The 22,137-nt window shown below is 65.4% G+C and carries 20 protein-coding genes; 17 read left to right on the top strand and 3 right to left on the bottom strand.

The features are described 5' to 3' along the window. Positions 1-59: 59 nt before the first annotated feature. The 3 genes from LDH66_RS12900 to LDH66_RS12890 form a co-directional block, all read right to left on the bottom strand. Positions 60-1,205 (bottom strand): pyridoxal phosphate-dependent aminotransferase, encoded by a 1,146-nt coding sequence (locus LDH66_RS12900; RefSeq protein ID WP_226481478.1) that lies wholly within the window; start codon positions 1,203-1,205, stop codon positions 60-62. After that, positions 1,202-1,636 carry a 6,7-dimethyl-8-ribityllumazine synthase gene (gene ribH, locus LDH66_RS12895; RefSeq protein WP_226481477.1) on the bottom strand — a complete coding sequence of 145 codons (435 nt, stop codon included), beginning with the start codon at positions 1,634-1,636 and terminating at the stop codon, positions 1,202-1,204. The genes LDH66_RS12900 and ribH overlap by 4 nt, the downstream gene beginning before the upstream one ends. Before the next feature lie 130 nt (positions 1,637-1,766). Then, positions 1,767-2,600, bottom strand: a complete 834-nt coding sequence (locus LDH66_RS12890) for a DUF4097 family beta strand repeat-containing protein (RefSeq protein ID WP_226481476.1) — start codon at positions 2,598-2,600, stop codon at positions 1,767-1,769. 270 nt (positions 2,601-2,870) lie between these two features. Between LDH66_RS12890 and LDH66_RS12885 the strand changes: the two genes are divergently transcribed. From LDH66_RS12885 to LDH66_RS12805, 17 genes are all read left to right on the top strand, one after another. Further along, the gene (locus LDH66_RS12885; protein ID WP_226481475.1) at positions 2,871-4,085 is read left to right on the top strand and encodes a 5-(carboxyamino)imidazole ribonucleotide synthase; all 1,215 of its coding nucleotides are present in this window, start codon (positions 2,871-2,873) and stop codon (positions 4,083-4,085) included. A 78-nt stretch (positions 4,086-4,163) separates the two neighbouring features. Next, positions 4,164-4,802, top strand: coding sequence for an AIR carboxylase family protein (locus tag LDH66_RS12880; protein ID WP_226481474.1), 639 nt, complete (start codon positions 4,164-4,166; stop codon positions 4,800-4,802). A 284-nt stretch (positions 4,803-5,086) separates the two neighbouring features. Beyond that, positions 5,087-5,491 carry an NADH-quinone oxidoreductase subunit A gene (locus LDH66_RS12875; RefSeq protein WP_226481473.1) on the top strand — a complete coding sequence of 135 codons (405 nt, stop codon included), beginning with the start codon at positions 5,087-5,089 and terminating at the stop codon, positions 5,489-5,491. Then, positions 5,488-6,195 carry an NADH-quinone oxidoreductase subunit B gene (locus tag LDH66_RS12870; protein ID WP_006429625.1) on the top strand — a complete coding sequence of 236 codons (708 nt, stop codon included), beginning with the start codon at positions 5,488-5,490 and terminating at the stop codon, positions 6,193-6,195. The genes LDH66_RS12875 and LDH66_RS12870 overlap by 4 nt, the downstream gene beginning before the upstream one ends. Beyond that, positions 6,192-7,847, top strand: coding sequence for an NADH-quinone oxidoreductase subunit D (locus tag LDH66_RS12865; RefSeq protein ID WP_226481472.1), 1,656 nt, complete (start codon positions 6,192-6,194; stop codon positions 7,845-7,847). The genes LDH66_RS12870 and LDH66_RS12865 overlap by 4 nt, the downstream gene beginning before the upstream one ends. A gap of 1 nt (position 7,848) precedes the next feature. Further along, positions 7,849-8,970 carry a complex I subunit 1/NuoH family protein gene (locus tag LDH66_RS12860; RefSeq protein ID WP_226481471.1) on the top strand — a complete coding sequence of 374 codons (1,122 nt, stop codon included), beginning with the start codon at positions 7,849-7,851 and terminating at the stop codon, positions 8,968-8,970. Then, entirely contained in the window at positions 8,967-9,428 is a 462-nt protein-coding gene (locus tag LDH66_RS12855; RefSeq protein ID WP_049988575.1) for a NuoI/complex I 23 kDa subunit family protein, read from the top strand. Before LDH66_RS12860 ends, LDH66_RS12855 begins: the two co-directional genes overlap by 4 nt. A 39-nt stretch (positions 9,429-9,467) precedes the next feature. Continuing rightward, positions 9,468-9,752, top strand: coding sequence for an NADH-quinone oxidoreductase subunit J (locus LDH66_RS12850; protein WP_226481470.1), 285 nt, complete (start codon positions 9,468-9,470; stop codon positions 9,750-9,752). Beyond that, positions 9,749-10,186: a hypothetical protein gene (locus tag LDH66_RS12845; protein WP_226481469.1), complete on the top strand. Its 438-nt coding sequence runs from the start codon at positions 9,749-9,751 to the stop codon at positions 10,184-10,186. The genes LDH66_RS12850 and LDH66_RS12845 overlap by 4 nt, the downstream gene beginning before the upstream one ends. Continuing rightward, positions 10,183-10,488, top strand: a complete 306-nt coding sequence (gene nuoK / locus LDH66_RS12840; protein WP_006181260.1) for an NADH-quinone oxidoreductase subunit NuoK — start codon at positions 10,183-10,185, stop codon at positions 10,486-10,488. The genes LDH66_RS12845 and nuoK overlap by 4 nt, the downstream gene beginning before the upstream one ends. Before the next feature lies 1 nt (position 10,489). Further along, a complete protein-coding gene (gene nuoL, locus LDH66_RS12835; RefSeq protein WP_226481468.1) occupies positions 10,490-12,538 on the top strand; it encodes an NADH-quinone oxidoreductase subunit L in 2,049 nt (682 codons plus the stop codon). Beyond that, complete coding sequence (locus LDH66_RS12830) at positions 12,535-14,064, top strand: complex I subunit 4 family protein (RefSeq protein WP_226481467.1); 1,530 nt, start codon at positions 12,535-12,537, stop codon at positions 14,062-14,064. Before nuoL ends, LDH66_RS12830 begins: the two co-directional genes overlap by 4 nt. After that, on the top strand, positions 14,064-15,590 hold the full coding sequence (locus tag LDH66_RS12825; protein ID WP_226481466.1) for an NADH-quinone oxidoreductase subunit N: 1,527 nt from the start codon (positions 14,064-14,066) through the stop codon (positions 15,588-15,590). The genes LDH66_RS12830 and LDH66_RS12825 overlap by 1 nt, the downstream gene beginning before the upstream one ends. 47 nt (positions 15,591-15,637) lie before the next feature. Next, positions 15,638-17,137, top strand: a complete 1,500-nt coding sequence (locus LDH66_RS12820; protein ID WP_226481465.1) for a DHH family phosphoesterase — start codon at positions 15,638-15,640, stop codon at positions 17,135-17,137. Between the two features lie 231 nt (positions 17,138-17,368). Continuing rightward, positions 17,369-20,275: an MEDS domain-containing protein gene (locus LDH66_RS12815; protein ID WP_226481464.1), complete on the top strand. Its 2,907-nt coding sequence runs from the start codon at positions 17,369-17,371 to the stop codon at positions 20,273-20,275. A gap of 158 nt (positions 20,276-20,433) precedes the next feature. Then, positions 20,434-21,267, top strand: coding sequence for a CBS domain-containing protein (locus tag LDH66_RS12810; protein ID WP_226481463.1), 834 nt, complete (start codon positions 20,434-20,436; stop codon positions 21,265-21,267). A 115-nt stretch (positions 21,268-21,382) separates the two neighbouring features. Next, on the top strand, positions 21,383-22,123 hold the full coding sequence (locus LDH66_RS12805) for an SDR family oxidoreductase (protein ID WP_226481462.1): 741 nt from the start codon (positions 21,383-21,385) through the stop codon (positions 22,121-22,123). The last annotated feature ends 14 nt before the right edge of the window (positions 22,124-22,137 follow it).

Below are 22,137 nucleotides of genomic sequence, written 5' to 3'. Positions count from 1 at the left end.
AACCCGCGGCTGATCCGGACGAGAGAAAATAAATCGGAGCGTCGATCGCCCGGAAACCGTTACAGGTAGCCTTCTTCGGCCAGCCGCTCGATACCTTCCTCGAGGCGTTCCTCGCTCGCGGCGTACGAGATCCGCGCGTAGCCGGGAGTTCCGAACGCGCTGCCGGGGACGGTCGCGACGTGGGCGTCTTCGATCGCGCCTTCACACCACGCCTGATCGTCGTCGTCGACGGGCAGCATCATGTAGAATGCGCCTTCGGGAACGGCGACGTCGACGTCGTACTCGGCGAGCAGGTCGACGACCAGGTCGCGGCGCTCTTCGAAGGCTTCGACCATCTCGGTGACGGCGTCCTCGGTCTCGAGGGCCTCGAGACCGGCGTGCTGGACGAAGTTCACGGCCGAGGAGACCGAGTGGCTGTGGAGCTTGCCGGCCTGGTCGATCAGTTCCTCGGGACCGGCGAAGTAGCCGAGCCGCCAGCCGGTCATCGAGTAGGCCTTCGAGAACCCGTTGACGGTGACGGTGCGGTCGGCCATGCCCTCGAGAGTGCCGAGGCTCGTCGGTTCGACGCCGTAGGTGATCTCCTTGTAGATCTCGTCGGAGATGACGGTGATGTCGTGCTCGACGGCCAGACCGCGGACGCCCTCGAGCGCGGCGTCGGAGTAGACCGCGCCGGTGGGGTTCGACGGCGAGTTGACGATCAGCAGTTCGGTCTCGTCGGAGACCGCGGCCGCGAGCTCGTCGAGCGCGGGCTCGAGCTGGAAGTCGGTCTCGGAGAGGTCGACGCGGGTGAGGTCGCCGCCGGCCATCTTGACCATGGCCTCGTAGGAGACCCACGCGGGGTCGAGCAGGGCGACCTCGTCGCCCTCACCGATCAGGGACTGGACGATCTCGTAGAGGGCCTGCTTCGCACCGGGCGTGACGATGATCTCGTCCGTGTTGTGATCGAGGCCGTCGTCGGCCAGTTTGTCGGCGATCGCCTCCCGCAGTTCGAGGATGCCAGCGGAGGTGGTGTAGCCGGTGTGGCCGGCGTCCATCGCGTCCTGGCCCGCTTCGATGATGTTCTCGGGCGTGGGGAAGTCGGGCTCGCCGACGGAGAGGTCGACGACGTCTGCGCCCTCGGCCTCGAGTTCGGTGGCGAGCGCGGAGATGGCGAGCGTTGCGGACGGTTCGACTCGGTTTACGCGGTCGGTGAATTCCATCGTCATTGGTGGGAATCTACGGCGGAACTGGGGTCGGGTAGTTCGTCGACGAGATCGAGCGCGCCGTCGACGGCTTTCGCGGCGTTCTCCACGCGTTCGCGCGCCTCGGCCGCGGACATGCCGGGACCGGTCACGCCGAGGGTCACGGGCGTGTCGCGCTCGAGACTCACGTCGGAGAGTCGCTGTGCGGTGGCGTCGGTGATCACCTGGTCGTGATCCGTGTCACCGGTGATGACGGTTCCGATGACGGCGACGGCATCGACATCGTCGAGGCGGGCGAGCCGGTCGGCGGCCAGCGGCGCGTCGTACGCCCCCGGGACGTGGACCGTCTCGTACACCTCGGCACCCGCGGCGGTGGCCGCCTCGAACGCCTCCTGCTCCATCTGCTCGGTGATCGGTCGGTTGAATTCCGCGACCACCAGTCCGAGCGTGGTCATAGGCGAGCGGTGGGGAGGGCAGGTAAAAGAGGTACCGTTCTCGGGCGACCGCTCCGGTATCCTCGCGACGATACGTCGCCGGCGAAGGCGACTCATCGGCCGCGTACGGACGGAATCGTCCGTGTCTTCGTTATTCCTCGTCCGCGGCTCGAACCGTGATATCGCCGTTGGTCGTCTCGAGTCGGATCCGTCGCGTTCCGTCGCCGAGCGTCACGTCGATCGAATCGTCGCTCGAGGCGTTCGCGTCGTCGAATCCCGCCAGCGAAATTGCACCGTTCGTCGTCGAGGCGCTGACGGTCGCGTCGAGCGACGGCGGTACGCGAACGGTGACTGCTCCGTTAGTGCTCTCGGCAATTAGGTCGCCGTCGCTGTCACCGCCCGCCGCAGTGACCTCGATGTCCCCGTTGGTCGTCTCTGCGCGAACGTCGCCGCTGACTCCGGCTGCCTGCACGGCGCCGTTGGTACTCTCGGCGACGAATCCGCCGTCGACGCCCTGTACGTCGATTTGACCGTTCGTCGTGTCTGCTTCCAGTTCGCCGGTCACGTCGCGGACGTCGATATCGCCGTTCGTCGTCGCCGCGCGAGCGACTCGAACGCCGTCGGGAACCGTCGCCTCGAGGTCCAGTTTCGGATCGGGGCCGAACAGGAACGGAACGTCCTCCTGCTGTGCATCGATCTCGAGGAGTCCATCGTCGCTGCTGGCCTCGACCGTCAGCGACTCGAGGGTGTCTTCGGTCGGGGCCGCCTTGCGACCGCGAACCTCGATCGCGTCTCCTTGCCCTCCCTCGACGGTCACCGAGCCGTTCTCGCCGGACAGCGAGATCGCACTGTAGTCGTCGGTCCCATACGTTTCGGTCACGGTCTCCGTTTCCCCTCGGCCGGTCGCGAGACAGCCGGCGAGCGACGCGAGGACACCGAGTCCGCACCCGGCGAGAACGCGCCGTCGCGAGACGTTCGATCCCATAACCGTGTTTGTACGTTGCCACGTCGATATATAATACCGTCCAGTTTCCGACGCGTGTCCTCTGCACGAAGATTTTTATACGAAAAGAGGGCCTGAATCGAGTACTTCGACCGACCAACGGAGTCGCCGGCCGACGTTCGGAGTAGCGCGACGTGGCGAAGGTGGATTCCCGAGCGGCGAGTCGGGACGTCTCGAGCGACGGTGCGAGACTCCCTCGAGCGGCGGGCCGTTTGGGAATTCTTAAGCGCGGGAGACGACAATCGCAACGCAATGACGACGCTACGGACGCCGGGACCGACGATCGGCGTAGTCGGAGGGGGACAGCTCGGGCGGATGCTCGCCGAGGCGGCCGCGCCGTTGGGCGTCGAAGTGGTCGTGCTCGATCCGACGCCGGACTGTCCGGCCGCGCCCGTGGCTCGCGACCAGCTCGTCGCCGGGTTCGACGACGAGGCTGGGATCCGCGAACTCGCCGCGCGCGCCGACGTGCTCACCTTCGAAATCGAACTCGCCGATCAGGACGTGATGGACCGAGTGAGCGAGGAGACCGGAACGCCCGTTCACCCGAAGCCGTCGACGCTCGAGACGATTCACGACAAACTCGTCCAGAAACGCGACCTCGAGGACGCCGGGGTTCCGGTGCCGCCGTTCCGCGAGGTCGACGACGCCGACGACGTCCGGACGGCGATCGACGACTACGGCGCGCCGGTGATGCTCAAGGCCCGAACCGGCGGCTACGACGGCCGGGGCAACGTCCCCGTCGAGTCGAAAGCCGACGCCGCGGACGCCCTCGAGTCGGTCGCCGGTCCCGCGATGGTCGAGTCGTTCGTCGACTTCGAGCGCGAGGTCTCGGTCATCGCCGTCAAGGGGGACGGCGAGATCGCGACCTTCCCGATCGGGGAGAACGTCCACGAGGAGGAGATCCTTCGGGAGACGATCGTTCCGGCGCGCTCGAGCGAGGGCGTCACCGAGCGCGCCCACGAGGTCGCCCGGGACGTCCTCGAGGTGATGGACGGTCGCGGCGTGTACGGAATCGAGCTATTCGAAACGAGCGGGGCAGATAGTGCCCCGGACGACTCGAGCGGGCGAAGCCCGCGAGAGAGCGACGGTGAGATCCTCCTCAACGAGATCGCACCGCGTCCCCACAACTCCGGCCACTGGACGATCGAGGGCGCGCAGACGTCCCAGTTCGAACAGCACGCTCGCGCCGTCCTCGGCTGGCCGCTGGGCTCGACGGAACTCCGCTCGCCGACTGTGATGACGAACCTGCTCGGCGACGTCGAAGCGGAACAGTCCGCACAGCTGGGGGATATCGACGAAATCCTCGAGACCCCCGGCGCGAGCCTCCACTGGTACGGCAAGCGCCAGGCCCGACCCCTGCGGAAGATGGGCCACGTGACGCTCTCGGCGGCCGACGCGGACGCATCGGTCGACGAATTGCTCGAGACCGCGCGCGACCTCGAGGACGCCGTGACGTTCCGCACGTAGCGCCGTTCGCCGTCGATCGCCGCGGCCGCTCGTCCCGTTCACCACTGTTTCAAGTCACTCCCCCGACGACCACCACCCATGAGCGACAGCGTTACCGACCTGATCGACCGACTGCACGACGAAGCCGAGCAGGACCGGCCGACCGAGGAAACGCCGGACGTCGGGATCGTCATGGGAAGCGACTCCGACCTCGAGACGATGATGACCGGCGGGAAACGCCGCGGCGCGTACGACGCCTTCGTGGACGAGCTCGATTTCGCCGAACAGACCGATTACGAGAGCGCGCCCCCGGAGCGGTTCACGTTCGAGACGTACGTCACCTCGGCCCATCGGACACCGGACCTAATGACGGCGTACGCCGAGACCGCCGAGGATCGGGGCCTCGAGGTGATCATCGCCGGGGCCGGCGGGAAATCCGCGGACCTGCCGAACATGACCGCGTCGATCGCGTACCCGCTGCCGGTCATCGGCGTTCCGGTCCAGGAGAAGTCCGTCGACAGCGTCATCGGAATGCCGACCGGCGCGCCGCTGGTCGCGGTCGACGCGGGCAAGTCGTTTAACGCCGCGCTGTCGGCCGCCCAGATCCTCGCCCGTCAGCACGAGGACGTCCGCGATCGACTGATCGCCTATCACGAAGCCCTGCGCGAGGGCGTCGGGGACGTCTCTCGAGAACTCCACGACGGCGGGACGCCCGCGTTCGGGAAGCGGGACCGGTAACTGCGCCCCGGTCGCCGGCGGTCACGGAAGTTCGACGATTGCTGGCTACCCGAACCGGTTCGGGAAGTGGGAATTACCGTTCTGAGTGGTTCGTGTAGGCCGATTTCGGCCTCGAGTAGCGAACTCTTACCGATCCGTTCGCTTTCCGTACAGTCATATATAGTATGAGTCGATTATTCACGAGGATCTCGGTCGGCTGAAGTCCCTTCTCGGCCCGTGTTTCCCCGAAAAACGAAGAATCAACCCTTATGTGCGTGCGGTCTGAAGCCTCGAACGTTACGGAGATGAATGATTGGATCGCCATCGGGGCGCTGGCGCTCGTCGGAGTACTGATACCGTTCGGGATGATGGCGGTATCGTATCTCCTGCGACCCACCGTGCCCGAAACGAGCAAACGCGCCACTTACGAGAGCGGCGAGATTCCGACCGGCGGAACGCGCATCCGATTTAATATCCAGTATTACATGGTTGCGCTGCTGTTCGTCGTCTTCGATATCGAGACCGTCCTCTTGTTCCCGTGGGCGGTCGCCTATCAGGATGCGCTCGCGGCGGATATTCCGCTCGTCCGCGCGCTCGGGCCGATGCTGTTGTTCGTCGCCATCCTGCTCGTCGGACTCGCGTGGGCGTGGCGTACGGGCGCAGTACAGTGGGCACGGACACCTCGCCAGCTGGAAACTGACAGACAATGAGTAGCGAACAACCACGTCAGCAGATCTACGACAGCACCGCACCGTCGACCGACACCCGCGACTCGCGTATCGGTGAGGGTGCCGACGACCGCTTCAACTCCAAACTTCGCGAGGCCTTCGGCTCGACGCCGTTCATCCTCACGAAGTTCGACAAGTTCATGAACTGGGTTCGGGGCAACTCCATGTTCATGCTCCAGTTCGGGATCGCGTGTTGCAGCATCGAGATGATGCACACGTACGCGATCAAACACGATCTGGACCGCTTCGGAGCCGGGGTCCCGCGGGCCTCGCCCCGGCAGGCCGACGTGATGATCGTCCCCGGGACGATCGTCTCGAAGTTCGGTCCCCGCATGAAGCGGGTCTACGACCAGATGCCCGAGCCTAAATTCGTCGTCGGCATGGGCTCGTGTACGATCTCCGGCGGCCCCTTCCAGGAAGGGTACAACGTCGTCAAGGGAGCCGAGGAGATCATTCCTATCGACATCCACGTCCCCGGCTGCCCGCCGCGACCGGAAGCGCTGGTCTACGGCATCGCCAAACTCCAAGAGCGCATCCGCAACGGCGAGTCCACGCCCGTCGTGGTCAAACCGTACGAACTCGAGGAGTTCGGCGACCTGCCACAGGACGAACTCGTCCAGAAGCTCGCGGACGACATCGACGAGGAGGACCTCGTCATGCGCTATAACTGGGCTGATTCGCCATGAGCACGGGACTCGAACGAGGGCCGTCGGTCGAAGTAACGGAGGACGAACTCGCGGCGCTGATCGGTGACCGCGCGCTCGCACGCGACGACCATCTGAACGCGCCCGGATTCGTCATCCGACCGGACGACGTCCAGGACGTCCTCACGGACCTCAGAGACGAGGCCGGGTTCGACCACCTCGCCAATCTCACGGCCCAGGAGTACGCGGACCGGTACGAGTCGATCTATCACCTCCGGAAGTACGCCGACCCGACCCAGGAGGTGTCGGTCGTCGTCCCGACGACCACCGACGACCCGGTCAGCCAGACCGCCGAACCGGTCTTCCGAACCGCCGACTGGCACGAGCGAGAGGCGTTCGACCTCGTCGGGATCGACTACGAGGGTCACCCCGACCCGCGCCGGATCCTCCTGCCCGAAACCTGGCAGGGCCATCCGCTCTCGCGGGGATACGACCAGGAGAAACCACAGCTGGTGACCCTCTCGGAACACGCTAACCCGGTCCAGCCGGACCACCACGACGACGAGTCGGATACGATGTTCCTCAACATCGGTCCCCACCATCCGGCGACCCACGGCGTGCTCCACATCGAGACGGTGCTGGACGGCGAGACTGTCGTCGACGTCGACCCCGACATCGGCTATCTGCACCGCTGCGAGGAACAGATGTGCCAACAGGGGACCTATCGCCACCAGATCATGCCCTATCCGGACCGCTGGGACTACGTCTCGGCCGGTCTCTTGAACGAATGGGCCTACGCGCGCACGGCCGAGGACCTCGCCGATATCGAGGTTCCCGACTACGCGCAGGTGATCCGGACGATGGGTGCCGAGCTCTGCCGGATGGCCGCACACTTCCTCGCGGTCTCGACGTTCGCACTCGACGTCTACGGCGATTTCACCGCTATCTTCCAGTACGGGATGCGCGACCGCGAGGTCGTCCAGGACATTTTGGAGGACCTCACCGGCCAGCGGCTCATGTTCAACTACTTCCGGCTCGGCGGGGTCGCCTGGGATCTGCCGGAACCCCGCGAGGAGTTCATCGAGCAGACGCGGGACTTCCTCGACGAACTCCCGGCCAAGGTCGACGAGTACAACGACCTGCTGACCGGCAACGAGATCTTCCAGATCCGCTGTCACGATACCGGGATTCTCGAGCCAGAGGTCGCCAAACAGTACGGCTGTACCGGCCCCGTCGCACGGGGCTCGGGTATCGACTACGACCTCCGTCGCGACGACCCCTACGGCTATTACGACAACCTCGAGTGGGACGTCATCACCGAGGACGGCTGTGACAACTACAGCCGCGTCCTCGTGCGCATGCAGGAGGTCGAGGAGTCCGCGAAGATCATCGAGCAGTGTCTCGACTTGCTCGAGGACTGGCCCGAGGACGAGCGGACGGTCCAGAGCAACGTGCCGCGGACGCTCAAGCCGGACGCGGACACGGAGATTTACCGCGCCGTCGAGGGCGCGAAGGGCGAACTCGGGATCTACATCCGCTCGGACGGCACGGACAAGCCGGGCCGGTTCAAGATCCGGAGTCCGTGCTTCCACAACCTCTCGGCGCTGCCCGAGATGTCCGAAGGGGAGTACGTGCCGGACCTGATCGCGTCGCTGGGCAGCCTCGATATCGTGCTCGGGGAGGTGGACCGGTAGTATGACCGGTGGCCAGATCACGGGTGCGACCGGCGAACTGTCCGAACTGCCGGCGGTGCCGCTACAGGACACGGTCTTGCTCCCCGAGCGGATCGGCGAACTGACCGGTCTCGACGGGTTCGGGCTCGGCGGCGAACTGCTCGCGACCTTCCTCGCGGCCTTCGTCATCGGCAACCTGATGCTCGCGATGACCGGCGTCGCGGGGCCGTGGGCCAAACGGAAGATCACCGCCGCGTTCACGGACCGGATCGCAGTCAACCGACTCGGGCCAGCCGGACTGTTCATCATTATCGCAGACGCCGTCCGGCTCCTGTCGAAGGAGATGATCATCCCCGAGAACGCGGATCGACCGGCCTACGACCTCGCGCCGATCGTCGTCGCGTCGTCGGCGCTGCTCGGGTTCGCCGTCATTCCGATGGGCAGCGGGATTCACCTCGCTGATCCGGAGGTCGGACTGGCCTACGTCTTCGCCGTCTCGGGGATCGCGAGCCTCGGACTGGTGATGGCCGGCTACGCGTCGTCGAACAAGTACTCGCTGCTCGGCGGGCTCCGCGCGGTGGCACAGAACATCGCCTACGAGATCCCGCTGGTCATCACCGGGATGTCGATCGTGATCTTCGCCGGCACGCTGCAGATGGGCGAGATCGTCTCGGCACAGGCGGAACCGCTGTTCACGGTCGCGGGAATTTCGATTCCGTCGTGGTACGCGCTGGTCAACCCCTTCGCGTTCGTCCTCTTTCTGGTGGCGAACTTCGCGGAGGTCGGCCGCAATCCGTTCGACACGCCCGAGGCACCGACCGAGATCGTTGCCGGCTACCAGACCGAGTACTCCTCGGTCTACTTCGTGCTGATCTACCTCGGGGAGTTCCTCCACATCTTCCTCGGCGGTGCGATCATCGCGACGATCTTCCTCGGTGGACCGGCCGGGCCCGGACCGGCGGCGCTCGGCATCGTCTGGTTCATCGTCAAGATCTGGGCGGTGTTCTTCGCGACGCAGTGGCTGCGCTCGGCGGTGCCACGCGTTCGGATCGACCAACTGATCGAGATCGGCTGGAAGGGACTGCTCGTCCTTTCGTTCGCTAATCTCGTCCTGACCGCGGTAATCGTGGGGCTGATAGCATGATCGGGATACTCAAATCGATGGCAACGACGATGAAGCACGCACTGGACGGCTCTACCTTCACGGTAGAGTATCCGGAGACCGCACCGGACGTCTCGCCGCGTTTCCGCGGCGTCCACAAGTTCAGTCAGGAGCGGTGTATCTGGTGTCGCCAGTGCGAGAACGTCTGTCCGAACGACACGATCCAGATCGTCACGAACGATCAGCGACAGGGCGAACAGTACAACCTCCACATCGGGCAGTGCGTCTACTGCCGGCTCTGCGAGGAGGTCTGCCCCGTCGACGCCATCCTGCTCACGGAGAATTTCGAGTTCACCGCGGACACGAAACACGACTTCGTCTACAACAAAGAGCAGCTGAAGGCGGTACCGTGGTACAAGGACATCGACCCGCTCGCCTCCCGCGAACCCGACCGGGGCGCGTGGGTCGGTGAAGGCGAGGGGGAGGTCGACTACCAGTAACGGGTCCGCCCGTCCCGCAAACGGGCACTATACACAACCATGAACTACGAGCTGATCGCGTTCGCGCTGTTCGCCGTCGTGACGCTGGCCAGCGCGGTGGGTGTCGTGCTCATGCAGGACCCGTGGCATTCGGCGCTCCTGCTTGGCGTGGCGCTGCTCAGCGTGGCGGTCCACTACGTGATGCTGGCGGCCGAGTTCGTCGCCATGATGCAGGTCCTCGTCTACGTGGGCGGGGTCCTCGTCCTCATCACGTTCGCCGTCATGCTGACCCAGCGCGACGAATCCGACGCTGACACAGACGCAGACGAGGTGGTACAGGCATGACGACCGGTCCGAAACTTCGACTCGGAAAGACGCTCGTTCCGGGACTGCTCGCGGTCGGGCTGTTCGCCGTGATGGCGCTCATCACGCTGAACGCGACCTTCGAGCCGATGACCCAGGCCGCGGGAGCCGGCTTCCCCGACGGCGTCTCGATCACCGCTGAACTCGGCTACGCCCTGTTCGGTTTCGACGAACTGCAGACGATCGGCGGCACGGAACCGTTCCTCGCCGCCGTCTTGCTCGTCGCCGTCGCGCTCGACGCCGCGCTCGACGCCTCGCTCGTCCTCGCCAAACGCGAAGAGGGCGGCGAACCCGTCGCCGCGCTCTCGAGCACCGGCGAGACCTCGAGCAGTGAGGGGCCGGAGCCGGCCGTCGCCGACGGCGGACAGCGCTCCGACGGCGGTTCCCGGACTGAGACGGGAGGTGAGACTCGATGACCGTCGACGTGCAGTACTACGTGCTGCTGTCGATGGCAGTGTTCTGTATCGGTCTATTCGGGGTGCTGACGCGTCGCAACGCACTGTTGTTCCTGATGTCCGTCGAACTCATGCTGAACGCGGCCAACATCAATCTGATCGCGTTCGCGTTCTATCACGGCAACCTGACGGGGCAGTTGTTCGCGCTGTTTACGATGGCGCTCGCTGCCGCCGAGGTGGCCGTCGGGCTCGGGATCATCCTGGTGTTGTACCGAAACTTCCGTGACGTCGACGTCACGGTTCCGACGACGATGAGGTGGTAAGATGGCAGCAACAGCAACAGGACCGTTCGGATTCGCACCGGCGATCGCAGTGTTCCCGCTCGTGGCCTTCGTGATCACGCTCCTCTTCGGCAGGCACCTGCCCAAGAAGGGGGCGCTCCCGGGCATCCTCGCGACGGCGGGCTCGCTCGTCATCTCGCTGGTGATGTTCGCGGCGGTCGCGGGCGGCGACGCATATCACACGGAGCTGTACGAGTGGACGGCCGGCGCGGCCGCGAGCGAGACGGGGGCCGAGGCGATCGCCTTCACGTTCGGGATCCTGATCGATCCGCTCTCGGCGCTCATGCTCGTGATCGTCTCGCTGGTCGCACTGCTCGTCCACGTCTTCAGTCTCGGCTATATGAACGCCGAGGGTGAGACCGGGCTGCCGCGGTACTACGCCGAGCTCGGCCTCTTCACCTTCAGCATGCTCGCCTTCGTCTTCGCGGACAACCTGCTGATGGCGTTCATGTTCTTCGAGCTCGTCGGGCTCTGTTCGTACCTGCTGATCGGGTTCTGGTTCCGCACGAAATCGGCCCCCTCGGCAGCGAAGAAGGCGTTCCTGGTCACCCGCTTCGGTGACTACTTCTTCCTGATCGGGGTCGTCGCCATCGCGGCGACGTTCGGCACGGTCGGCTTCGCCGGCGAGGAGTCGTTCGTCACCGCCGCCGAGACGGCGATCGACGACGGGACGACCCTGTTCGGCTTCGACGCCGAGACCTGGGTGACGATCACCGGCCTGCTCGTTCTCGGCGGGGTACTGGGCAAGTCCGCACAGTTCCCCTTCCACACCTGGCTGCCCGACGCCATGGAAGGTCCGACTACTGTCTCCGCGCTCATTCACGCGGCGACGATGGTCGCGGCCGGGGTCTACCTGGTCGCCCGGATGTTCGGCTACTACGCGCTGAGTCCGACCGCGCTGGCGATCATCGCCTTCGTGGGCGGCTTCACCGCCCTGTTCGCGGCGACGATGGCCGTCGTCAAAGACGACATCAAACAGGTGCTGGCGTACTCGACGATCAGCCAGTACGGCTATATGATGCTCGGACTCGGCGTCGGCGGCTACGTCGCCGGGGTCTTCCACCTCATGAACCACGCCTTCTTCAAGGCGCTCCTGTTCCTCGGTGCCGGTGCCGTCATCATCCTGATGCACCACGAACAGGACATGTGGGAGATGGGCGGGCTCAAAGACAAAGCGCCCGTCACCTACTACACGTTCCTCGCCGGCGCGCTCGCGCTCGCGGGGATCGTCCCCTTCTCGGGCTTCTGGTCGAAAGACGAGGTGCTGTTCGACGCCCTGGCCGTCGGTCTGGAGCAGCCGGTCATCCTCGCGGCCTACGCGATGGGACTGCTCGCCGTGTTCTTCACCGGCTTCTACACGTTCCGGATGGTCTTCCTGACTTTCCACGGCGAGCCCCGGACCGAGACGGCCGAGGATCCCCACGCGGTCGGCTGGGCCGTCAAGGTCCCGCTGCTCGCGCTCGGGACGCTCGCGGCCGTCGCCGGGTTCGCGAACCTCGCGCCCGTCGCCGAACTGCTCCACGCCGACATCACGTTCCTCGAGTTCTGGCTCGACGGCGAGTACGGCTACGTCGAGGGGCTGACCTACCACGACTACCACGAGACCGTGGCGTTCGAAGAGGGCTATATCGGCTCGGAGACGACGACGATGCTGCTGAGCGCGGGCCTGTCGCTTGGGCTCGCGCTGGCCGGCGCGTTCACGGCGCACACGCTGTACAACGTGCCCGAGCCGGCCCGGCACACGCGGAAGCTCGGCGGCGCGTACCGCGTCCTGAAGAGCAACTACTACCAGGACGAGTACCAGGTCTGGCTCGCAGAGGGCCTGACGCTGCCGCTGGCTCGAGCGGCCGACCGCTTCGATCAGACCGTCATCGACGGCGTCGTCAACGGGACGTCGACGATCAGTCTGTTCGGCAGCGATCGACTGAAACGGATTCAGACGGGTATCGTGACTAACTACGCGGCGCTGTTGGTGGGCGGGTTCATCGGCTTACTGCTCGTCCTCGGCTATATCGGAGGGTGGTTCGCATGATGATAGAAGCGCTTATCGCTGTCGCACTGGTCGGCGCACTGGTGACGTTCGTCGCGCCGAATCGAATCGCCGGCAAACTCGCGTTCGCGATCAGCCTCGTGCCGGCGGCGCTCAGCCTGTGGCTGTTCGCCGCCTTCGACGGCAGCGGGAACGCCCTGCTCGACGGCGAACTGGCGTTCGAATCGCGGGCGGCGTGGCTCGAGATCGGCGACTACTCGATCTCGTGGTTCGTCGGCCTCGACGGGATCAGCCTGCCGCTGGTGGTCCTGACGACGATCCTCTGTACGCTCGCGATCGTGAGTTCGTGGACGCCGATCGACGACCGGGAGTCCCAGTTCTACGGGCTCATCCTCTTTATCGAGGCGAGCCTGATCGGCGTCTTCGCGGCGCTCGATTTCTTCCTCTGGTTCGTCTTCTGGGAGGCGGTCCTGATCCCGATGTACCTGCTGATCGGCATCTGGGGCGGCCCGCGCCGGAAGTACGCCGCGATCAAGTTCTTCGTCTACACGAACGTGGCGTCGCTGGTGATGTTCGGGTCGTTCATCACGCTCGTCTTCGGGCTCGGTGACTCCGTCACCTCCTTCGCGCTGCCCGAAATCGCGACGGCGATGGTCAACGGCGGCCCCGAGGGCTTCTTCGGGCTCGGCGGAACGACGCTCGCGTCCGTCGTCTTCATCGGGATGTTCCTCGGATTCGCGGTGAAGGTGCCGATCGTCCCCTTCCACACGTGGTTGCCCGACGCCCACGTGGAGGCCCCGACGCCGGCCTCGATACTGCTGGCCGGGGTTCTGCTGAAGATGGGAACCTATGCACTGCTGCGGTTCAACTTCACGATGTTCCCGGACCAGGTCGAGACCTACGCGATTCCGATCGCCGCGATCGCCGTGCTCAGCGTCATCTACGGCGCGATGCTGGCGCTCGCCCAGACCGACCTCAAACGGATCGTCGCCTACTCCTCGGTCTCGTCGATGGGCTACGTCATCCTCGGGCTGGTCGCCTACACCCAGTTCGGGGTCGGCGGCGCGACCTTCCAGATGGTCTCTCACGGCCTGATCTCGGGACTGATGTTCATGGCCGTCGGCGTCATCTACAACGCGACCCACACGCGGATGGTCACCGACATGTCCGGGATGGCAGACCGGATGCCGATCGCGGTCGGCGTGCTGATCGCCGGCGCGTTCGGGTACATGGGACTGCCGCTGATGAGCGGGTTCGCCGCCGAGTACTTCATCTTCTTCGGGGCTTTCGGCTCCGATCTGCTCTCGTACTCGCCGCTGTTCACGTCGCTGGCGATGTTCGGAATCGTCATCGTCGCGGGCTACCTGCTCTTCGCGCTCCAGCGGACGGTGTTCGGACCGTATCGACTCGAAACCGACTACGAGGTGGGCCGCGCGCCGATGCACGACGTCGCGTCGATGGTCGTGCTCCTGGGGCTCATCATCGCCCTCGGCGTCGCCCCCGACCTGATCTTCGACATGATAACCGACGCAATCGACCCGATCCTCGAGCGAGGAGGTGACCTCTGATGGCAGTCCTCGAGTTCCCCGACTGGATGGCACTCGCACCGGCGCTGATCCTGGCGGGGACGGCGCTCGTCCTGTTCCTGATCGACAGCATCGACCCCCACTCGACGAACCGCACGCTGCTGTCCGGCACCGCCGTCGCCGGCTCGCTGTCGTCGCTGGCCGTCGCCGTCTGGTACACCGTCGCCGGCGTCGGCGCGACGGGGATCGAGAACTACGGCGTCATCGACGTCATGAACGGCCAGTTCGTCGTCGACCAACTGGCGCTGTACTTCATGATTATCATCGCGACCGTCACGGCCCTCGTCACGGTGGCGAGCCACGACTACCTGCGGGATCACACCTACCAGGCCGAGTACTACTCGCTGGTCATCCTCGCGGCGACCGGGATGTCGATGATCGCCGCCTCGAACAGCCTCGTGACGATCTTCATCGCGCTCGAGCTGACGAGCCTGCCATCGTACGCGCTGGTCGCGATCTTAAAGGACAACCGCGGCAGCGTCGAAGCGGGCCTGAAGTACTTCCTGATCGGCGCGCTGTCGTCGGCGATCTTCGTCTACGGGATCTCGCTGGTCTACGGTGCGACCGGCTCGTTGCAACTCGAGGCCATCGCGACGAACCTCGGAGCGGCCGGCGAGATGGGCGGCCTGCTCGGACTGGGCATCCTGATGCTGATCGGCGGCATCGCGTTCAAGACCGCGAGCGTCCCCTTCCACTTCTGGGCCCCCGAGGCCTACGAGGGCGCGCCCGCGCCGATCTCGGCGTTCCTCTCCTCGGCCTCGAAGGCCGCCGGCTTCGTGCTCGCGTTCCGCGTGTTTACGACGGCGTTCCCGATCGACGCGACGGCCGACGTCATCGGCGTCGACTGGACGCTCGCGTTCGCCATCCTCGCGATCGTCACGATGACGCTCGGAAACTTCGCGGCGGCGACCCAGGAGAACGTCAAGCGGATGCTCGCTTACTCCTCGATCGGCCACGCCGGCTACGTGCTGATCGGGCTCGCGGCCCTCTCGGCCGACGGCGGGGAACTCGTCATGGGCGCGGCCATGATGCACCTGCTGGTCTACGGCTTCATGAACACGGGCGCGTTCCTGTTCGTCGGCCTGGCCGAACACTGGGGCGTCGGACGGACCTTCGAGGACTACAACGGCCTCGCCGAGCGAGCGCCCTTCGCCTGCGGCGCGATGGCGATCTTCATGTTCAGCCTCGCGGGCGTCCCGCCCTTCGGCGGCTTCTGGAGCAAGTACCTCCTCTACACCGAGACGATCAATGCCGCGGCGGACAACACGATCCTGCTCGTCCTCGCGGCGGCACTGGTGATCAACAGCGCGCTCTCACTATACTACTACTCGCGGCTGGTCAAGGCGCTCTGGATCGAGGAGTCGATCCTCGATCGCGACTCCCTCGCCCAGCCCACCGGTCTCTACGCGGCGATCATCGCCGCGGCCGTCATGACGGTCGTCATCCTGCCGGCATTCGGTCCGATCGCCGACGCCGCGCTCGAGGCGGCCGCCGCGGTCGTCGCCTGACGGGCGACCCGGTAGCTTTTACCCGTCGCGGTCGCAAGCGGCGATACATGGTTTTCCGGCTCGTGCTCGGCTGCGGGACCGTCTGCCGACAGGTCACGGAGCGGCTCTCCGAGCGCGACGGCGATCGACTGCTCGTTATCACCGCCGACGAGAGCGTCGTCGAGACGCTGCGCGACGAGAGCGTGCCGGCCCGCACTGCCGACCCGTCCGACCCCGACGCCATCGCAAACGTCGACCCGCCGGACGTGATCTTCGTCGGTAGCGACCGCACTGACGTCAATCGTGCCGCCCTCCAGAGTGCGCGGGATCGCTTCCCCGACGCGTCGATCGTGGCGTATCTGGGTGGGAACGCGACGGCGGCGGACCGCAATCGGTTCGACGAGTTGGCGGACGCCGTCGTCGATCCGACGACCGCGCTGGCCGATCGGGCACTCGACGGCACGGCGAGCCCGTCGGCTGAATCCGCTATCGAACTCCGAGAGCACCTCGCGGACATCGACGGCCGGCTGGCGGTCGTCACCCACGACAACCCCGATCCGGACGCGCTCGCGAGCGCCGTCGCGCTCGTCGCTGTCGCGGAGTCGGTCGGCGTCGACGCCGACGCCTGTTACTTCGGCGAGATCTCCCATCAAGAGAACCGGGCGATGGTCAACCTCCTCGAGTTGAATCTGCGAAACCTGGCCCACGACGAGCCGCTCGGGGAGTATTCGGCGTTCGCGCTGGTCGATCACTCTCGACCCGGCGTCAACGACCAGCTCCCGCCGGATCTCCACGTCGACATCGTCATCGATCACCATCCGCCCCGCGGCCCGGTCCCCGGCGAGTTCGTCGACCTCCGGCAGGGTGCGGGTGCTACCAGCACCATCCTGACCGAGTACCTCGAGCGGTTCGATATCGACGTCGACGCGGCGACGGCGACGGCGTTGCTGTACGGGATCCGGGTCGACACGAACGACTTCACTCGGGAAGTCTCGCCCGCCGATTTCCGGGCCGCGTCGGTGCTGTGGCCCCGCGTCGACACGTCGCTGCTGGATCAGATCGAGCAGCCCTCCCTCGGGGGCGAGACCCTCGAGACGATCGCCCGAGCGATCAAGAACCGGGTTCAGCGCGATTCGGTGGCCGTCGCCAGCGTGGGGCGGATCGGCGACCGCGACGCGTTGCCTCAGGCGGCCGATCAGTTGCTCGCGATGGAGGGCGTCGAGACGACGCTCGTCTTCGGCTTCGCCAGCGAGATGGTCTTCGTGTCGGCCCGATCGCGGGCGGCGGACGTCGACCTCGGTGAGACGCTGCGGGACGCGTTCGACCGGATCGGCAGCGCCGGCGGCCACGCCGACATGGCCGGCGCGCAACTCGAGATCGGCATTCTGGGCAGCGCCGACGACGAAGAGGAGATCGAGTCGATCGTCAGCGTCGTCGAGGAAGTGATTACGAACCGCTTTTTCGAGGCGATCGACACGCGGCCGGGCGTTCCGGTCGGGGCCTACACGCAGACCAGCGAGTGGCTGTTCACCCAGCGCGGCGAGCCGGAAGACGGCGAATCGGCGTGACCGGTCGCTCGTCACGTCCCGCTGGGATGCGGAATCGGCGGGCGAGTCCCCGACCGTTCGTCTCCGGCCGCATCGTGCGACGCGTCGTTCTCTCGGGAGTGGGGACGGCGAATGCGACCCACGATACTCTTTTTACGCTGGCACCCATCGATCCGGATACCGAATCGAAGAGGAGCGCTGGGTACCGAATCCGCTAGTTCGGTACGTTTCTGGCTGATCGACGGGTGATTCATGAGTAAACACAGATCGGACGATACGACACGGCAGCCCGCGTCTGCCACCGGGAACCGGTTCGAAGCCTCACACTCGAGGGTCGAGACTCGTGGCCCCATCGAACCGGTCGATGGCCACGAGCACAACGACCACTTCGCACATATTTACGACGACCGCGGCGAGCAGTTCGAGACGGTCGTCCCGTTCATCCGAGAGGGGCTCGAACGCGGCGAGCGATGCATCTACGTCGCCGACGACAATACCGTCGACGAGGTACGCGAGGCGATGCGAGCGCGCGGTATCGACGTCGATAGCGCCCTCGAGTCGGGGGCGCTCACGATGTATACGGCGGCCGATACGTACCGCCGGACGGGCGAGTTCGACCGCGAGGCGATGCTCGAGTTCTGGGACGAGACGCTCGCAGATGCGACCGCGAGCGAGTTCGCGGGGCTCCGAGCCGCCGCCGAGATGACGTGGGCACTCGAGGCCGACGAGACGACCGGCGATCAACTCTGTGAGTACGAGGCACTGCTCAATCCGCTCTATGACGGTGAGGACTACACCGTTCTCTGTCAGTACAACCGGGACCGGTTTCCCGCAGAAATCCTCCACGATGTCCTCAAAACCCATCCGTTTCTCGTGTACGATGCGGCCACTATCTGTCAGAACTTCTATTACACGCCGCCCAAGGAATACTTCGGCCCCGAGCGACCGTCGCGCGAACTGGATCGGAAGTTGGCGACCCTGGTCGATCGGACCGATGCGCGGACGACGATCGAGACTCGAGAGCGCTATCAACGGGACCTCTACGAGACGATCGCCAGTTCGAACGCGTCGCTCAGCGAGAAGATCGAGGAGCTGTTGGTACTGGGCTGTGAGCGGTTCGATCTCGAGATCGGCTACTTCACGAAAACCACCGGTGACGACGCGTTCGAGATCGTCGAAGCCGTCGGCGACCACCACGCTATCGAGTCGGGCGTTACCGATTCGCTCTGCGACACGTACTGCGAGAAGCTCCTCGCAGCGCCCGGCCCGATCTCCGTCCGAGACGCGTCGGCGGTCGGCTGGACCGACGACCCCGCCTACGAACGGTTCGGGTTGGACGCCTACTTCGGAATGACCGTTCACGTCGGCGGCGAGGAGTACGGGACGCTGTGTTTCGCCGCCGAGACGCCCCGCGAGAAACGGTTCTCGAGCGCCGAACGGACGTTTCTCAACCTGATGGGCCAATGGATCGAGTACGAACTGGAACACCAGCGCCGCGAGCGCTTCCTCCGCGAGAGCTACCGGATCACGGCCGATCCCGACCGCGACTTCGAGGAGAAACTCGAGCAGTTGCTCGAGATCGGCCGGGAGTGGTTCGGCCTCGAGATGGGCGGGCTGAACCATCTGCCGTCGTGGGGCGGCGAGTTCCGATTGGAGAAGGGAGTCGGCCTCGGCGTCGACCCCGATGAGGAACTGTGGTCCGATCCGGGATACGGGCACTTCTGTCGTCGCACCGTCGAAGCCGACGAACCGGTCGCCGTGACGGACGTCCGTGGCACCGACTGGGAGGACGACGAGATCCATCGCGAGTTCGGATTGACGAGCTATCTCGGGACGCGGGTGACGAACGGGGCGACGACGTACGGCACGTTCTGGTTCGGGAGCACGGAGCCGCGCGACCGGCCGTTCTCCGAGACCGAGCGCACGTTCATCGAGTTGCTGGGCCAGTGGATCAGCTACGAACTCGAACGCGAACAGCGAGAACGCCACCAACAGACGTTGAGCCGGATCGCCGCCGATCCCGGTCGGCCGTTCGAGGAGAAGCTGGACGACATCTTCGAGCTGGGATGCGAGCGGTTCGATCTCGAAATCGGCGGACTCGCGCGTGTCGACCCGGCGACCGATTCGTTCGAAGTGGAAGCGGTAAGCGGCGACCACGACCACCTCGAGCCCGGTGCAGCGGCACCGCTCTCGGAGACGTACTGTCGGGCGACGGTCGAAGACGGAACGATAGCCGACGTTACCGATCCCGAACGGTCCGGGTTCGGGGACACCCTCGCGTACGACAGGTTCGGCGTCGAAACCTATCTCGGAACGCGGATCGAACTCGAGAACGAGCCGGACCGGACGTTCTTCTTCGTGTCCACCGACTCGCGCGACCGGGAGTTTACGGACGCCGAACGGACGTTCCACCATCTCATGGCGCAGTGGGTTACGTTCGAACTCGAACGAAACCATCGCGAACGAGCCCTTGAGGAATCAAACGAGCGCTTAGAGCAGTTCGCCTACGCCGCCTCCCACGATTTGCAGGAGCCCTTACGGATGGTCACGAGCTATCTCCGACTGCTCGAGCGGCGGTACGGCGACGCCTTCGACGAAGACGGCGAGGAGTTCCTCGACTACGCCGTCGACGGGGCCGAGCGCATGCGCGAGATGATCGACGGTCTCCTCGAGTACTCCCGGGTGGAAACGCGGGGCGATCCGTTCGAACCGGTCAAGCTGGACTCTCTCCTCGAGGACGTGCTCGCGGACCTGCGGCTCCAGATCGAGGAGAGCGACGCGGAGGTTACGGTCGACCGACTCCCTCGCGTCTCGGGCGATCCCAGTCAGTTACGGCAGGTCTTCCAGAACCTGCTCAATAACGCCATCCAGTACAGCGGCGAGACACCGCCTCGCGTTCGCATCGATGCGAACCGGCGCGGCCGAGAGTGGGTCGTCTCGGTTCGGGACGACGGGATCGGTATCGATCCGGACGACCAGGATCGCGTGTTCACCGTCTTCGATCGGCTCCACAGTCGCGACGAGTACGAGGGGACGGGCATCGGACTGGCGCTCTGTCAACGGATCGTCGAGCGCCACGGCGGCGACATCTGGGTCGATTCCGAACTCGGCGAAGGATCGACGTTCTCGTTGACGCTCCCCGCACTACAGGATCAGTGAACGGCGTCACAGACGGATCGAGTGACAGAGTTCCGTTCTCACCGCGCCAGATCGGTTCCGGATCACTGACGGCTGCGAGGCGGTGAGAGACGCCAACGGTACTGACAACGACGGCGTCAGTGACAGTACTTTTGCGCGCGGCCCTCGTCCGTCCGGGTATGGAGGTCGTGTCGGACCGAACGAAGCCCAAGGTCAAAGACTACATGACGCGCGACGTAGCGACGGTCTCGCCCGACGAGACCGTCGGCGAGGTCGCGACGCGGATCGCCGAGAGCGAGGAACACAGCGGCTTTCCCGTCTGCGAGCGACGCCGCGTGGAGGGCTTCATCAGCGCCCGTGACTTGCTGCTCGCCGAGGACGACGATCCGATTTTCAAGGTCATGGCGACGGAACTGCTCGTCGCCCACCCCGACATGAAGGTGAACGACGCCGCACGCGTCATCCTTCGATCGGGTATCCAGAAACTGCCCGTCGTCGACGACGCGGGCAACCTGGTGGGAATCATCTCCAACGCCGACGTCATCCGCAGTCAGATCGAACGCGCGACCCCCGAGAAGGTCGGCAAACTGATGCGGACCCTAGAGCAGATCCACGAAATCGACCTGACGGAGGAGCGCCGGACCGTCCCGCTCACAGAGCTCACCCCCACGCAGGGCCGGGTCTACGCCGACGAACTCGAGGGGCGACGCTACGAACTCGAGCGCGGACTCGCCGAACCGCTGGTGGTCATCGACAACGGCGGCACGCTCCTGTTGGCGGACGGCCACCACCGCGTGCTGGCCGCCGATCGGCTGAACATCGACGAGATGGACGCCTACGTGATCGTCATCGATCACGAGATCGATCTCGGGATGGCGCGCACGGCCGAAAAGGAGGGACTCGAGCGAATCGACGACATCGACGTCGTCGACTACGCGCGCCATCCGCTGGTCCAGACGACCAAGCGGCTCCAGTCGGACGGCGGGGATGCGGACGGAGACGAGGCCGAGTAAGAAGCGGCGAGTCCGAGGGATCGCAACGCACGCATTCACACATTCGTACCGAACCGACAGTCGCCGCTATCGATTGCTGGTGAGCGTTTTCCGTGTCCGGACAGTATCTCGTTCGATGGCTGGATCACCAACACCCGACCGCGTTCTCGTCGCCGGTGCCAGCGGGGCGACCGGCGAGGAGTTGCTCTCCGTCCTGCGACCGACTGATCTCTCCGTTCGCGCGACCACGCGGTCGTACGCGAGCGTCGACGCGCTCGAGCGCCACGGTGCCGACGAGGTCGTCATCGCGGATTTCTTCGAGTCGGCCGACGCCATCGCTGCGGTCGAGGGCTGTGACATCGTCTACTGTGCGCTCGGGTCACCGCCGAGCCTGCGTCATCTGACCGGCGGCAAGTTGGTCGATCGAACCGGCGTCATCAATCTCATCACTGCTGCCATCGCGGCTGACGTTTCCTATTTCGTCCTCCAGAGTGCGATCGGCGTCGGGAACTCGAAAGGGGGGCTCTCGCTGCCGGCGCGGCTACTGATTCGGGGGGCGTTGCGGGCCAAACGAGACGCCGAGACGGCGCTTCGTCACTCGGGGTTGGGGTATACGATCGTTCGGCCGGGGAAACTGACGGACCGACCGCCGAGCGGCGAGGTCGTGGTCGGCGAGGGCGGCGATTCCGTCTCCGGATCGATCCCGCGGGCCGACGTGGCGCGGGTAATGGCTGCGTCGCCGTTCACGCCCGATGCACGCAACCGAACCGTCGAAGTCGTCAGTCGGAACGGATTGTCGAGTACGCCGAACAACCGCGTCGACATCGACTGGGCCGATGACCTCCTCGCGGCCGGCCACGAACACAACCGAGTATAACTGTCCGTCTCCCG

The organism is Natrinema amylolyticum, from assembly GCF_020515625.1.
In the GTDB taxonomy this organism is placed as follows: domain Archaea; phylum Halobacteriota; class Halobacteria; order Halobacteriales; family Natrialbaceae; genus Natrinema; species Natrinema amylolyticum.
This window is presented reverse-complemented; position numbering and strand designations above follow the sequence as displayed.

Coding starts and splice junctions, on each gene's coding strand:
- LDH66_RS12810 (WP_226481463.1), top strand. CDS start 20,434: ATGGAGGTCGTGTCGGACCGAACGAAGCCCAAGGTCAAAGACTACATG.
- LDH66_RS12880 (WP_226481474.1), top strand. CDS start 4,164: ATGAGCGACAGCGTTACCGACCTGATCGACCGACTGCACGACGAAGCC.
- ribH (WP_226481477.1), bottom strand. CDS start 1,636: ATGACCACGCTCGGACTGGTGGTCGCGGAATTCAACCGACCGATCACC.
- nuoK (WP_006181260.1), top strand. CDS start 10,183: ATGACCGTCGACGTGCAGTACTACGTGCTGCTGTCGATGGCAGTGTTC.
- LDH66_RS12830 (WP_226481467.1), top strand. CDS start 12,535: ATGATGATAGAAGCGCTTATCGCTGTCGCACTGGTCGGCGCACTGGTG.
- LDH66_RS12890 (WP_226481476.1), bottom strand. CDS start 2,600: ATGGGATCGAACGTCTCGCGACGGCGCGTTCTCGCCGGGTGCGGACTC.
- LDH66_RS12900 (WP_226481478.1), bottom strand. CDS start 1,205: ATGACGATGGAATTCACCGACCGCGTAAACCGAGTCGAACCGTCCGCA.
- LDH66_RS12805 (WP_226481462.1), top strand. CDS start 21,383: ATGGCTGGATCACCAACACCCGACCGCGTTCTCGTCGCCGGTGCCAGC.
- LDH66_RS12815 (WP_226481464.1), top strand. CDS start 17,369: ATGAGTAAACACAGATCGGACGATACGACACGGCAGCCCGCGTCTGCC.
- LDH66_RS12820 (WP_226481465.1), top strand. CDS start 15,638: ATGGTTTTCCGGCTCGTGCTCGGCTGCGGGACCGTCTGCCGACAGGTC.
- LDH66_RS12885 (WP_226481475.1), top strand. CDS start 2,871: ATGACGACGCTACGGACGCCGGGACCGACGATCGGCGTAGTCGGAGGG.
- LDH66_RS12860 (WP_226481471.1), top strand. CDS start 7,849: ATGACCGGTGGCCAGATCACGGGTGCGACCGGCGAACTGTCCGAACTG.
- nuoL (WP_226481468.1), top strand. CDS start 10,490: ATGGCAGCAACAGCAACAGGACCGTTCGGATTCGCACCGGCGATCGCA.
- LDH66_RS12865 (WP_226481472.1), top strand. CDS start 6,192: ATGAGCACGGGACTCGAACGAGGGCCGTCGGTCGAAGTAACGGAGGAC.
- LDH66_RS12855 (WP_049988575.1), top strand. CDS start 8,967: ATGATCGGGATACTCAAATCGATGGCAACGACGATGAAGCACGCACTG.
- LDH66_RS12845 (WP_226481469.1), top strand. CDS start 9,749: ATGACGACCGGTCCGAAACTTCGACTCGGAAAGACGCTCGTTCCGGGA.
- LDH66_RS12850 (WP_226481470.1), top strand. CDS start 9,468: ATGAACTACGAGCTGATCGCGTTCGCGCTGTTCGCCGTCGTGACGCTG.
- LDH66_RS12825 (WP_226481466.1), top strand. CDS start 14,064: ATGGCAGTCCTCGAGTTCCCCGACTGGATGGCACTCGCACCGGCGCTG.
- LDH66_RS12870 (WP_006429625.1), top strand. CDS start 5,488: ATGAGTAGCGAACAACCACGTCAGCAGATCTACGACAGCACCGCACCG.
- LDH66_RS12875 (WP_226481473.1), top strand. CDS start 5,087: ATGAATGATTGGATCGCCATCGGGGCGCTGGCGCTCGTCGGAGTACTG.